Annotated in this window: 12 protein-coding genes and 2 rRNA genes (1 of these 14 running past the window's edge); 3 read left to right on the top strand and 11 right to left on the bottom strand. The window is 44.5% G+C overall.

Annotated elements, in window-relative coordinates; all coding sequences use genetic code 11:
• The 7 genes from AABA11_RS04775 to AABA11_RS04745 all read right to left on the bottom strand — a co-directional run bounded on the left by AABA11_RS04775 (position 1) and on the right by AABA11_RS04745 (position 6,092).
• Positions 1-351 carry a HesB/IscA family protein gene (locus tag AABA11_RS04775; protein WP_265728789.1) on the bottom strand — a complete coding sequence of 117 codons (351 nt, stop codon included), beginning with the start codon at positions 349-351 and terminating at the stop codon, positions 1-3.
• Positions 352-360: 9 nt separating this feature from the next.
• On the bottom strand, positions 361-1,578 hold the full coding sequence (locus AABA11_RS04770; RefSeq protein ID WP_338265858.1) for an aminotransferase class V-fold PLP-dependent enzyme: 1,218 nt from the start codon (positions 1,576-1,578) through the stop codon (positions 361-363).
• A gap of 11 nt (positions 1,579-1,589) precedes the next feature.
• Positions 1,590-2,849, bottom strand: coding sequence for a Fe-S cluster assembly protein SufD (gene sufD, locus AABA11_RS04765; RefSeq protein WP_338265855.1), 1,260 nt, complete (start codon positions 2,847-2,849; stop codon positions 1,590-1,592).
• A 3-nt stretch (positions 2,850-2,852) separates the two neighbouring features.
• The gene (gene sufC / locus AABA11_RS04760; protein ID WP_338265851.1) at positions 2,853-3,638 is read right to left on the bottom strand and encodes a Fe-S cluster assembly ATPase SufC; all 786 of its coding nucleotides are present in this window, start codon (positions 3,636-3,638) and stop codon (positions 2,853-2,855) included.
• A gap of 12 nt (positions 3,639-3,650) precedes the next feature.
• Positions 3,651-5,087: a Fe-S cluster assembly protein SufB gene (gene sufB / locus AABA11_RS04755; RefSeq protein ID WP_338265849.1), complete on the bottom strand. Its 1,437-nt coding sequence runs from the start codon at positions 5,085-5,087 to the stop codon at positions 3,651-3,653.
• A gap of 74 nt (positions 5,088-5,161) precedes the next feature.
• Entirely contained in the window at positions 5,162-5,650 is a 489-nt protein-coding gene (iscR, locus tag AABA11_RS04750) for a Fe-S cluster assembly transcriptional regulator IscR (RefSeq protein ID WP_265728785.1), read from the bottom strand.
• Between the two features lie 277 nt (positions 5,651-5,927).
• Positions 5,928-6,092, bottom strand: coding sequence for a hypothetical protein (locus AABA11_RS04745; protein ID WP_338265846.1), 165 nt, complete (start codon positions 6,090-6,092; stop codon positions 5,928-5,930).
• Positions 6,093-6,105: 13 nt separating this feature from the next.
• On the opposite strand from AABA11_RS04745, the gene AABA11_RS04740 reads away from it, so the two are divergent.
• Positions 6,106-6,495 (top strand): hypothetical protein, encoded by a 390-nt coding sequence (locus AABA11_RS04740; RefSeq protein ID WP_338265844.1) that lies wholly within the window; start codon positions 6,106-6,108, stop codon positions 6,493-6,495.
• Positions 6,496-6,540: 45 nt separating this feature from the next.
• Here the strand turns inward: AABA11_RS04740 and AABA11_RS04735 are convergent, their stop codons facing one another.
• Positions 6,541-8,562, bottom strand: coding sequence for an NADPH-dependent 2,4-dienoyl-CoA reductase (locus tag AABA11_RS04735; protein WP_338265841.1), 2,022 nt, complete (start codon positions 8,560-8,562; stop codon positions 6,541-6,543).
• A 12-nt stretch (positions 8,563-8,574) separates the two neighbouring features.
• On the opposite strand from AABA11_RS04735, the gene AABA11_RS04730 reads away from it, so the two are divergent.
• Positions 8,575-9,288: a TetR/AcrR family transcriptional regulator gene (locus tag AABA11_RS04730; RefSeq protein ID WP_338265840.1), complete on the top strand. Its 714-nt coding sequence runs from the start codon at positions 8,575-8,577 to the stop codon at positions 9,286-9,288.
• Here the strand turns inward: AABA11_RS04730 and AABA11_RS04725 are convergent.
• Entirely contained in the window at positions 9,285-10,193 is a 909-nt protein-coding gene (locus AABA11_RS04725; protein ID WP_338265837.1) for a DMT family transporter, read from the bottom strand. The genes AABA11_RS04730 and AABA11_RS04725 overlap by 4 nt on opposite strands.
• Before the next feature lie 64 nt (positions 10,194-10,257).
• Between AABA11_RS04725 and AABA11_RS04720 the strand changes: the two genes are divergently transcribed.
• Positions 10,258-11,244 carry a LysR substrate-binding domain-containing protein gene (locus tag AABA11_RS04720; protein WP_338265834.1) on the top strand — a complete coding sequence of 329 codons (987 nt, stop codon included), beginning with the start codon at positions 10,258-10,260 and terminating at the stop codon, positions 11,242-11,244.
• A gap of 110 nt (positions 11,245-11,354) precedes the next feature.
• On the opposite strand, the gene rrf is transcribed toward AABA11_RS04720, so the two are convergent.
• Both rrf and AABA11_RS04710 read right to left on the bottom strand, forming a co-directional pair.
• Positions 11,355-11,469, bottom strand: a 5S ribosomal RNA gene (gene rrf, locus AABA11_RS04715).
• A 235-nt stretch (positions 11,470-11,704) separates the two neighbouring features.
• Positions 11,705-12,773, bottom strand: a 23S ribosomal RNA gene (locus tag AABA11_RS04710) (it continues 1,821 nt past the right edge of the window).

The raw sequence follows: 12,773 nt of genomic DNA, 5'->3' as shown, positions 1-12,773 counted from the left end.
TTAACTCACACTAAAGCTTTCGCCGCAGCCACATTCAGCTACAACGTTAGGATTTTTGAACTTCACAACTTCGTTAACGCCTTCGCGTACCAAGTCAATCTCCGTGCCTTTCAGCATGGCTGTCGACTGAGAATCAACCGCAAGCGTGACACTGCCAAATTCTAATACCGTGTCTTCATCTGACGCCGCATCAACAATATCCAGCACATAAGAAAACCCCGTACAGCCACTTTCTTTGGTACTCAGTCGAATCAGCTTGCCGGGCTGTTTTGTCAATTTCGAGGCAAAATATTTCTGCGCAGAAGCGGTTAAGGACACGCTAGAGACAGGATCAAATGTTGTTACTGTCATTGAAACCTCCTAAGCCAGCATTGTTCGCACTTTTTTCAGTGCAACAAACAACGCGTCAACTTCTTCTAATGTATTATAAATCGCGAACGAAGCTCGCGCCGTACCTGGAACACCAAAGCGCGCCATCAGTGGCTGCGCACAATGATCTCCCGTACGAACGGCAATACCTTGTCGATCCAACAAGAAACCAATATCCGCAGGATGCCCCTGATCCATAACAAAGCTCAACACGCCGATTTTTTCTTTGGCCGTACCAATGATGGTTAAACCTTCAAATTGCTCAGCAAGTTCAGTTGCTCGATCCAATAATGCTTTTTCATGGGCCGCTACAGCCTCTTGATCCAAGGCACTAAACCAACGAATCGCCTCACCCATTGCGATAGCATCGCCCACATTAGGCGTGCCAGCTTCAAAGCGATAAGGCAACACATTCCACGTCGCATCTTGCAGTGTTACGGTAGAAATCATCTCCCCGCCGGTGCGCCAAACAGGCCAAGTAGACAGTACCGATTCCTTGCCCCACAATGCACCAATTCCCATTGGGCCATAAATTTTATGTCCCGAAAGTGCATAAAAGTCGCAACCGATATCTTGCACATCTACGTAGCCATGTGCGGCGCCCTGCGCACCATCCACTAAAACCCAAGCACCAACCGCTTTTGCTTTCGCCGTCATTGCCTTGACTGGATTCACTGTGCCCAATGCGTTAGAAACATGCGGAAAAGCCACAAACTTAGTACGCTCATTTAACATGGCATCATAAGCCGCTTGATCTAATTCACCCGCATCGGTCACAGGGATGGTTCTTAGAACCGCCCCAGACGCTTTGCAGGCTTGCTGCCATGTCACAAGATTGGCGTGATGATCCATTTCTGTTGCGATAATTTCATCACCCGCAGACAACAAAGAACCCAAACCATTGGCGACAATATTAATGGCCTCTGTGGTTCCCGTCGTCCAAATCACCTCTTCGCGTTTCGGCGCATTGATAAAGCCTTTTACGATGTCGCGTGCGTCTTCAAAACGACGCGTTGCTTCATCTGCAAGACGATGGGCTCCACGATGCACATTGGAATTGCATGTCGTGTAGTAATCCACCAAAGCATCAATCACACATTGCGGTTTTTGCGTTGTCGCTGCATTATCGAGATAAATAAGCGGATTACCGTCAATGACGCGCTTTAAAATCGGAAATTGCTCGCGGATAGCCGCTACATCAAAACTCATTCGATTCTCGCTTATTTCACTTCCATCTGCGCAAAACGTTCACGGATAATCGGACGAATCCACTCCGCTAGCGCCGCATTTGGCATTAAATCAATTAACTCATTAATAAAACCAAAGTTAAGCATCACTTGCGCCTTCGAACGGCTCACACCGCGAGTCTGCAAGTAATACAAAGCTTGCTTGTCAATCTGAGCAACCGTCGCACCATGAGCACACTTCACATCATCAGCGTAAATTTCTAACTCAGGCTTGGTGTTAATCTCAGCTTTATCCGATAACAATAAGTTGCGGTTATTCAGCTCTGCCAAGGTTTTCTGTGCATCACGATGAATATGAATACGGCCATTGAAAATAGCACGAGAGCGGTCAGCAACGATGCAACGAACATTTTCTTCTGTTTTACCATTAGGCATGGCGTGCTCAACGGTTGCATGAAGGTCGAACAACTCTTTTCCATCCAGCAAATACATAGCATTGAGCTTGGCATCTGCAAACTCGCCAGCATGGATAATGTCTGTATCCAAACGAGACAACTCACTACCAAAACCAACAATCGTGCTGTTCATTTTCGCATGGTCATGCAAGTTAAAATGACTACCGCCAATAGCAACATTACTGCCTGTTTGCAGGGCAAAACGGTAATGTTCTAAACGGGCATTGGCGGCCACATTGTATTCAACAAACGCGGTATTAAAGCTATCACCTTGCGCTTGAACATCTTCAATCACGGTTAATTTAGAGCCTGCAGCTAGAGCAACTTGAACACGTGTATGAGATTCGGCACCTGAACTCAACAAAGAACTAATACGAATCGGCTCAGCAATCTCAACACCTTGTGCAACCGATACAACCACCACATCTTTTGCCAGTGCATCGTTTACCAAACCAAAGAGATGACGCTCAGGCTTAATCGTTGAAAAAACGTTTAACGCGTCAGCTTGTTCAGCTGAGCCTAAATCACTGCCCAAAGCAATAGACAAACCTTCCGGCAAGGTTTGCGCTAATTGAGTTTGATCAAACTGACCGTTCACAAACACCAATTCAATGGCAGATAATTCCGCAATAACGACAGGCGACAAATTCACTTTGTCAGCCATTACTTTCGCTGCTGTACGTTCTACTGGTCGAAGCGGCGTGTAACGCCATGCTTCGGTTTTGCGATTTGGCCATTTGGTATTCGCCAATAAATCAAGCGCATGTGCTCGTTTTGGGGCCAACCAGTCATTAATACCTTGCGCTCGAGCAATGGCGCTTTCTAACCATTCACTCATGCATTACCCCTCAAGTTCGTCTTCAGCAGGCTCTTTCTGCAACCAAGCGTAACCTTGAGCTTCTAGCTCAAGAGCAAGAGATGCATCGCCGCTCTTAACGATTTTACCGTCAGACAAAACATGCACGAAGTCAGGTTTGATGTAATCCAATAGACGCTGATAATGCGTCACGACAATAAAGCTACGATCTGCAGAACGTTGGCTATTTACACCTTCCGCAACCACTTGCAGCGCATCGATGTCCAAACCTGAATCTGTTTCATCAAGGATGCAAAGCTTTGGCTTAAGCAACAACATTTGCATTAGCTCATTACGCTTTTTCTCACCACCAGAGAAACCTTCGTTGACACCGCGTTTCAAGAAAGCCACTGGCAAGTTAACTTGTTTACAAGCCGCTTTCGCTTCTTTTAAAAAATCAGCAGAGGTAATCGCATCTTCTCCACGCGCTTCACGCTGCGCATCGACAGAGGCTTTTAAGAACTCCAAATTACTCACACCAGGAATCTCAACTGGGTATTGGAACGCCAGAAACAAACCAGCGCGAGCGCGGTCTTCTGTTTCCATGTCCAATAAATCTTCACCATCAAGAGTAACGCTGCCGCTTTCGACACTATAACCATCACGGCCAGACAAAACATAACCTAAGGTACTTTTACCGGCACCGTTTGGCCCCATGATAGCGTGTACTTCGCCCGGTTTGATCTCTAAATCTAACCCTTTGATGATTTGTTTTTCTTCCACGCTGGCGTGCAAATCTTTTATCGTCAACAAACTGTTCGTGTTCGACATTTCTATAATTCCTTAACCTACTGAGCCTTCAAGGCTTATTTCTAGTAACTTGCCCGCTTCAACGGCAAATTCCATTGGTAATTCTTTAAATACTTCCTTGCAGAAGCCATTCACAATCATGGACACGGCTTTTTCAGGATCAAGACCACGCTGACGACATAAGAACATCTGCTCGTCGCTGACTTTAGACGTCGTCGCTTCGTGTTCCACAATAGCGGACGGATTACGACTTTCTACGTAAGGGAAAGTGTGTGCGCCACACTGATCACCGATCAACAAAGAGTCACACTGAGTGAAGTTACGAGCACCTTCTGCACCTGGGTTCATGCGAACAAGACCACGGTAACTGTTGTTACTTCTGCCTGCTGAGATGCCTTTAGAAATGATGGTAGACTTAGTATTTTTACCAAGGTGAATCATTTTCGTACCCGTGTCGGCTTGCTGACGACCGCGCGTCAAAGCAACTGAGTAGAACTCACCAACACTGTTATCACCTTTCAAAATACAGCTTGGGTATTTCCAAGTAACAGAAGAACCTGTCTCTACCTGCGTCCAAGAAATTTTGGCATTCGTATGGCAAATACCACGCTTGGTGACAAAGTTGTAAATGCCGCCTTTGCCATTTTCATCGCCTGGATACCAGTTTTGGACTGTTGAGTATTTAATCTCAGCGTTATCCATAGCAACCAGTTCTACAACAGCAGCATGCAACTGGTTTTCATCACGCTGTGGCGCTGTACAACCTTCGAGGTAGCTAACATGGCTACCTTCGTCCGCAATAATCAAGGTGCGCTCGAATTGACCGGTGTTTTGTTCATTAATACGGAAGTAAGTAGACAGCTCCATCGGACAGCGAGTGCCTTTTGGAATATAGACAAAAGAACCGTCAGTAAATACGGCGCAATTCAATGCGGCATAGTAGTTGTCTTTCTTAGGAACGACACTGCCAATGTATTTTTTAACAAGATCTGGGTATTTATGAACCGCCTCTGAAATAGGGCAAAAAATAACGCCCGCTTCTTCCAATTTTTCACGGAATGTCGTCACAACAGAAACCGAGTCAAACACCGCATCAACGGCAATACCAGCAAGCATTTGTTGCTCGATAAGAGGAATGCCCAGTTTTTCGTATGTACGCAACAGCTCTGGATCTATCTCGTCCAAAGACTTAGGCTTGTCCTTCATGCTTTTAGGGGCTGAATAGTAAGAAATGGATTGAAAGTCTATCTTTGGATAATCCACCAAAGCCCACTCTGGTTCTTCCATTTCTAACCATTCACGGAATGCACTTAAACGCCACTCGAGCATCCATTCAGGTTCGCCTTTCATTCCAGAAATACGACGAATAACATCCTCATTCAAACCAGGTTCGAACGTTTCTGATTCCACATCAGAGACAAAACCCGCTTCGTATTCCCGTGCCAGCGCCTTATCAATCTGCTCAGTCATATAAAAACTCACTCAATTATAGTCACTAATACACCGTGAATCAGTGCATTAAGCTCTACTAATTTATTCTCTATTTAATCAACAATGGCCGCGCTAATTTTGTCATTTTCAAGACAACGTTGACGGCTTTCGAATTCTTGTCGCTCTGCGACTTGTCGTACATCATTTCGACGTACGAGTTGATCTAGGCTAATTTGATTTAAAAAATCGTGAATTTGATCGCTTAAATCACACCATAAATGGTGGGTAAGACAAGTATTGCCACTTTGGCAATCACTTCGTCCTTTACAACCTGTTGCATCGACAGACTCATTTACGGCGTCAACTATCTGTGCAACATAAATTTCGTTGTTTGATCGGCTCAAACGATAGCCACCACCTGGACCTCTAACACTGCTCACCAACGCCTTCTTACGAAGTTTCGAGAACAGCTGCTCAAGGTAAGACAGTGAGATCCCTTGTCGACTTGAAATATCAGATAAAGACACCGGACCTTGATCTGAATGCAATGCTAGATCAAGCATAGCGGTTACCGCATAACGGCCTTTTGTTGTCAGGCGCATAAGTTATCCAATCTAGATTATTCTGTGAGAACAAATAGTACACAAAACCTACTATTTCTATCAAGTATTTACCTGACTATTTTAGTCGGTTATTGTGCATCTTAAATAATCAGCGCGTATTTTACGTGTACTACAAGGAAAACAAAACCGCAGAATCAATCTGTGAACAAATGTCGAGCATAATCGGCAACGCACAACAAAGAAAAAACCACAGAACATTACAGTAAAAGGTCGAGTCTATATTTAACATAAAGCTCATCAATCACTTTTTATGGATTTACACACCACCGACATAAAAAGGAGAGGAAAACACCATGCCAACGAAAACCAATAACACACCAAAAAAAGAAGAAGAAATCAGCACACCAAAGAAGAAGCCCAAAACGTTGCTAATCACTTTTTTCGCCTGCTTCCTACTCAGTGTCGGGAGCTCTTCTGGCATAACGTTTTACTTAATGCAATCCCCCTCTACAGAGGAGTCAATCGCAACTAACCCTCTTGTTGAACAAAGCAACACAATAGACCTTCTGCAAAAATCATTGTCACAACAAGAAGAGAAAATTCAAGCCATGGAACAACAAGCGGAAGTACTAAAGCTTTACCTAAGGCACAGTAGCTCTACCGCGTTAAAAAACATTTTAATAGACCAAGAACAGAACATTCAGGCGTATTTGAAAGTCATGAAATCTGCGATGGCTGAGCTGTCCGCGTTGAGTTCAAGAACCATTGACTGGAACGAAAAATACCAATATCAGCTCGACTTAGCATTGAAAGGCAGTTTGGAGAGAGAGGACTTATTAAAACTACTAAAAACAGGGGAACCAAATGAGCAGCCTTCCCCTTAAAAGGGCGATATAGGCTGCTCCAAAACAGACATATGAATTCTAGCCTTATATGGTTGAGGCCAGAACCGTACCTTGCTTTATCGCTCGTTTGGCGTCTAACTCAGAAGCCACTGATGCCCCTCCTATAAAATGTATTGGTTTGTCGACCTCGCTCTCTAATAACCTATTCGACTCTTGCCCAGCACAAACAATAATCGTATCAACGTCAAGACAACGAATCTCGCCGTCTATATCAACATGCAAGCCAGAATCATCTATGCGTTGATAATCGCAACCAGACAAAAATTCCACGCCTTTCTTCAGCAATTCCGTGCGATGAATCCAGCCTGTGGTTTTTCCTAAGTTGGCGCCCACCTTACTTTTTTTGCGCTGAAGCAAAAACACCTCACGCTCCGCTTTTTTAAACGTAGGCCTCACTCCCTCTACTCCACCTCTCGATGTAAAACTCATGTCTACTCCCCATTGCGACATAAAACTGGGAATATCATGCTCCTTGTCCGTCGAAGAGTGAATGATGTATTCACACACATCAAAGCCAATTCCGCCAGCGCCAATAACGGCAACACGCTGGCCAACAGGATGACCGCTCATCACCTCCAAATAACTAAGCACTTTAGGGTGATCAATCCCTTCGATATCAGGTTTTCTCGGTAGGATCCCTGTCGCCAACACCACTTCATCATAGCGTTTCTGCTTCAGTAAATTACCATCCACACGTGTATTCAGTTGAAGGTTCACACCGGTTAGCTCTATTTGGCGAGCAAAATAGCGCAGAGTTTCATAGAACTCGCTTTTTCCAGGTATGCGTTTCGCAATATTAAATTGTCCACCAATTTCATTTGCCGCATCATATAAAGTCACTTTATGGCCGCGCTTCGCTGCGGTTGTGGCAAAAGCCAACCCTGCTGGTCCAGCCCCCACCACGGCAATGTGTTTGGATCCATCCGCAGGAATAATCACCAACTCGGTTTCGTGACACGCTCTTGGGTTCACTAAGCACGACGTCATTTTGTGATCAAACACATGATCTAAACAAGCCTGATTACAGGCAATGCACGTGTTAATTTCATCCGCTCTATTTTGCATGGCTTTGATCACAAACTCAGGGTCCGCCAGAAAAGGCCTTGCCATTGACACTAAGTCCGCGTCCCCCCTTGCAAGCACTTGTTCAGCGACATCTGGCATATTGATTCGATTAGAGGTTATCAAAGGCACATTCAAAGACTCTCGTAATTTCGCCGTCACCCAAGTAAATGCCGCCCTAGGCACTTTTGTGGCTATCGTTGGCACTCTTGCTTCATGCCAACCGATACCGGTATTTATGATCGTTGCACCGGCCTTCTCAATACCCAGCCCAAGAGTAACCACCTCTTCTAGCGTGCTTCCTTGCTCAACCAAGTCCAACATAGACAAGCGATAAATAATGATAAACTTCTCGCCAACGGCCTCTCGAATACGGCGAACAATTTCCAATGCCAAACGGCTCCGATTATCATATTCTCCTCCCCACTCATCCTGTCGTTGATTAGTACGAGACACAATAAACTGATTAATTAAATAGCCTTCTGACCCCATGACTTCTACGCCATCGTAACCGGCTCTTTTCGCCAGCACAGCAGCACGGACGAAATCGTCTATTTGCTGTGAAATTTCATCATTTGTTAGCTCATGCGGCATGAACGGGTTGATCGGCGCTTGCAATGCGGATGGAGCCACCAGTTTGGGATTGTAAGCATAACGCCCTGTATGTAAGATCTGCATGCAAATCTTTCCCCCTTCAGCATGGACCGCTGCGGTTACCTGACGATGGTTTTCGACATCTTGCTCACTCACCATCAATGCAGCCCCAGCATACACACCACCTTCAGCGTTAGGGCCAATACCTCCCGTGACTATTAAGGCTACCCCACCCTTAGCCCTCTCTGCATAAAAAGCCGCCATCCGAGGAAAGCCGCCTTTAACCTCTTCTAAGCCCAAGTGCATGGACCCCATAATGATTCGATTTTTTAATTGAGTAAAACCAAGGTCTAGTGACTGAAAGAGGTGAGGATAAATTGACTGACTCATACTTGGACTCGCTTGTTTATTATTTTTTTAAAGACAACGAAAAACGCAGTTTATTTTGACACTGTCAAGATAGAATCTAATTTTGACATTGTCAAGATGAAGAGATTTAATACCGTCATGACAACACTCAATAAAAAACATTATCATCACGGTGATTTAACAAAGTCACTGCTTGAATCAGCCTCCGCCATTATTAAAGATCACGGAGTCGAAAGCCTTAGCATGCGAAAGCTAGCGGATATCGTTGGCGTGTCGAGAACCGCGCCATATCATCACTTTAAAGATAAAAATGCCCTACTGTGTGCGTTGGCAGAAGAAGGTTTTTATGAACAAGGAAAAATTCTTGGCCGCTTACGAGCTGAGCAAAATACCGCTCAAGAAAGCTTTAAGAAATATGTTTACGCGTATTTGGAATATGCGTTACAGCACAGTGAAATCTACGACTTGATGTACGGCAGAACATTATGGAAAGCAGGGAACCCAAGCGACTCTCTAAAAGCAGCATCAAAACACACTTTTAAAAGCTGGATTGAATGGGTTGAAGAACTACAGCATCAAAAGATACTACCTAATAACAACACCCCATTAAGAATTGGACAAACAACATGGGCAAGCCTACATGGACTTGCACGATTGTTTATCGATGGTATCTATTTAGACAAAGCTGATTTATCTGAGATGATCGAACAAATGATCGAAAATGTATGTACTCACACAAAGGCTTAACCAGCCCCTAAACTAGACCGAGTATTTGTCAAAGATTGTGACTTTCGTAGTCTTCTAATGTCTCGGTGACTTAGGTAAAGCAATGGAGCAATAACGAAAAAAGACCCCACAAATACCCATAAGTCCGGTGTATCACCAAATATCCACCACCCAAGTAAAAAAGCAAAAACCAATCCTGAGTATTCCGCACTCGTCACTTTACTCGACTCAATAAAGCGATACCCAATCAGACAAGAGACGCTGTATAAAATAGAGCATATTGAAGAAAGCACAGAATACATTAAAACATCTAGGTCAAATTCTTGCCCTTCCCAAAGCGCCAAACTACCAGCCAAAGGTAAGGCAAAAAGCTGAGTAATGAATAGACCATAAAGCATACTTTGCTCTTGCGGCAATTTCTTAATCAATAAACTATTCGCCGCCAGAACAATAGCAAAAGCAATTGCGCTGATCATTGAAAACGATAACGCCGTTGGTCTCAAAATCACCAAAATACCGATGAACCCCAATACGGCAGCAAAGGCAATATCTATAGTCAAACGCTCTTTATAAAAAACAGCACCAAACAGCATGATAAAAATCGGGGCGGTATAAAATACCGCGTTTGCAGTAGCCAAAGGCAACTCAGCCAAAGACACCACTAACAACAATGCGGCCAAAACCCACAAGTTTCCTCGGATAAAATGCAATTTAAGCCCCTGCATTGCGCTCACTCTAGAAGAACGCAGGAATTGAACGAGTGCAATAGGAGAAAGGATAAGACACATAAAGACAGCTCGCAGAAAAGTAAACTGAAAAATAGCGACATCAGCACCCGCCATCTTGATAAACACGTCACATAAGGTGGCAAAAAAGCTGCCTAATACCAAAATGAAAATAGCGCTGCTTACTGTTTTTCCTGACACACTCTTATTCCTTTACAACTAATATGCATCTTACTAGCTTAAACAGTTCAATATATTAGATAAAATGATATATTTTCTTTCATTATTAGTTATTTGGATAAATAAAATGCTACCGCCCCTAAAAGCCCTTCCTGTATTCGAAGCCGTCGCAAGACTAAATAGCTTTTCACTTGCCGCTAATGAACTTAATGTGAGCCAAAGCGCCGTATCTCACCAAATACGCCTACTAGAAAACCATTTAGGTGAAAGCCTTTTTTATAGACAAGGGCGTAACGTAGAGCTGACAAAAGAAGGCAAGCAGTATCTGGACTCGATCAGTAACTCGCTATCATTAATCGAAGAAGCAACCAATAAAATCAAAGGACAACAAAAAACCCACATTCGACTGGCCGTTTATAGTTCATTTGCCGTGTACTGGCTAATCCCAAGGCTCCCTAGTCTACGTTATCTGTATCCTAACCTAGAACTTAGCATTGAAATGAGTCACGGCACTCCCGATTTGTCAGACAAAACAGCTGACTTTTTTATCACAGTAGAAAGAGAAAAAAGAGGCTTTGTCTTTGAAACCCTATACCAAGAAGAACTATTTCCGATATGCAGTCATGGCTACTTTGAGACTATAAAGAATAAGTTAGGAGTAACCAGCTACCAAGACCTTCAAAGCAAGCTGAATGTATCACCACAGAAAATAGCCGACTTCCCTTTAATCACATCTCACAGCATTTACGACAGACACACAGAAGACTGGAAGCGATGGTTTTCAAGCCAAGGTAGGCTTCTACCCGAAAATACTCAATTCCATCGATTTAGTCACTTGATGCTGGCTTATGAAGCCGCGAAACACTCGCTTGGAATCGCTCTTGTAAACGACTACATGATGAATGAAAAAGAAAATGAAGTAGCCTTGATTAAGCTTCCATGCCCAGCTTTTAAAACAGGTGATAATTTTTACTTGGCTTATAAAGAAAGTCGAAGAAATGAAGAAGCCATAGGATATTTAAAGCGTTGGGTAAAAGAACAAGCAAGATCTTTGACCAAAACAATCACATAAACCAATTACTATTTTAAGATAATCTGGTGGTTATCTTAAAATTAATAAGCCTTCCCCATAACGAAAAAACCCCACCCTGCATAGCAGGATGGGGTTTCTCTTTGTTTAAAGCTTGACGACGACCTACTCTCACATGGGATCTCCCACACTACCATCGGCGATGGCGCTTTTCACTTCTGAGTTCGGGATGGGATCAGGTGGTTCAACGCCTCTATGACCGTCAAGCAATTCGTTTTGCGTTTGTTCTGAGCTGCACTGTGTTGTGCGCTGACCTTTTAAGGTTAGCTTGACTCAAAACACGCGAATACGTGCTTGGATCTTTAACAATTCATTTTGAAATAGTGATAACCAAGTATCAAACCGATGCTCATCATTGCTGATGTTGTATCGTATCTGTGTCTTTGTCATTTTGATGATCTTGAGCTTTCACTCTCTTCATCTAAAACCACTTTGGTGTTATATGGTCAAGCCTCACGAGCAATTAGTATTGGTTAGCTCAATGCCTCACAGCACTTACACACCCAACCTATCAACGTCCTAGTCTCGAACGGCTCTTTAGGGGACTTATGTCCCAGTGAGATCTTATCTTAAGGGAGGCTTCCCGCTTAGATGCTTTCAGCGGTTATCCCGTCCGAACATAGCTACCCGGCAATGCCACTGGCGTGACAACCGGAACACCAGAGGTTCGTCCACTCCGGTCCTCTCGTACTAGGAGCAGCTCCTCTCAAATCTCAAACGTCCACGGCAGATAGGGACCGAACTGTCTCACGACGTTCTAAACCCAGCTCGCGTACCACTTTAAATGGCGAACAGCCATACCCTTGGGACCGGCTTCAGCCCCAGGATGTGATGAGCCGACATCGAGGTGCCAAACACCGCCGTCGATGTGAACTCTTGGGCGGTATCAGCCTGTTATCCCCGGAGTACCTTTTATCCGTTGAGCGATGGCCCTTCCATACAGAACCACCGGATCACTAAGACCTACTTTCGTACCTGCTCGACGTGTCTGTCTCGCAGTTAAGCGTGCTTTTGCCTTTACACTCTATGCATGATTTCCGACCATGCTGAGCACACCTTCGTGCTCCTCCGTTACTCTTTGGGAGGAGACCGCCCCAGTCAAACTACCCACCACACAGTGTCCTCGATCCGGATTACGGACCTGAGTTAGAACCTCAAACATACCAGGGTGGTATTTCAAGAGTGGCTCCATGCAAACTGGCGTCTGCACTTCAAAGCCTCCCACCTATCCTACACAAGTAGGTTCAAAGTTCACTGTGAAGCTATAGTAAAGGTTCACGGGGTCTTTCCGTCTAGCCGCGGATACACAGCATCTTCACTGCGATTTCAATTTCACTGAGTCTCGGGTGGAGACAGTGTGGCCATCGTTACGCCATTCGTGCAGGTCGGAACTTACCCGACAAGGAATTTCGCTACCTTAGGACCGTTATAGTTACGGCCGCCGTTTACTTGGGCTTCGATCAAGAGCTTCGCTTGCGCTAACCCCATCAATTAACCTTCAAGCACCGGGC

Source organism: Marinomonas pontica (assembly GCF_036322735.1).
GTDB lineage: Bacteria > Pseudomonadota > Gammaproteobacteria > Pseudomonadales > Marinomonadaceae > Marinomonas > Marinomonas pontica.
Note: the sequence above shows the minus strand (reverse complement) of the source record. Positions and strands in the feature narration are given on the sequence as shown.

Excerpts from the sequence above, each read along its gene's own strand:
- AABA11_RS04745 (WP_338265846.1), bottom strand. The coding sequence starts at position 6,092 with ATGCCAGAAGAGCTCCCGACACTGAGTAGGAAGCAGGCGAAAAAAGTG.
- AABA11_RS04735 (WP_338265841.1), bottom strand. The coding sequence starts at position 8,562 with ATGAGTCAGTCAATTTATCCTCACCTCTTTCAGTCACTAGACCTTGGT.
- sufB (WP_338265849.1), bottom strand. The coding sequence starts at position 5,087 with ATGACTGAGCAGATTGATAAGGCGCTGGCACGGGAATACGAAGCGGGT.
- AABA11_RS04740 (WP_338265844.1), top strand. The coding sequence starts at position 6,106 with ATGCAATCCCCCTCTACAGAGGAGTCAATCGCAACTAACCCTCTTGTT.
- AABA11_RS04770 (WP_338265858.1), bottom strand. The coding sequence starts at position 1,578 with ATGAGTTTTGATGTAGCGGCTATCCGCGAGCAATTTCCGATTTTAAAG.
- iscR (WP_265728785.1), bottom strand. The coding sequence starts at position 5,650 with ATGCGCCTGACAACAAAAGGCCGTTATGCGGTAACCGCTATGCTTGAT.
- sufD (WP_338265855.1), bottom strand. The coding sequence starts at position 2,849 with ATGAGTGAATGGTTAGAAAGCGCCATTGCTCGAGCGCAAGGTATTAAT.
- AABA11_RS04720 (WP_338265834.1), top strand. The coding sequence starts at position 10,258 with ATGATATATTTTCTTTCATTATTAGTTATTTGGATAAATAAAATGCTA.
- sufC (WP_338265851.1), bottom strand. The coding sequence starts at position 3,638 with ATGTCGAACACGAACAGTTTGTTGACGATAAAAGATTTGCACGCCAGC.
- AABA11_RS04775 (WP_265728789.1), bottom strand. The coding sequence starts at position 351 with ATGACAGTAACAACATTTGATCCTGTCTCTAGCGTGTCCTTAACCGCT.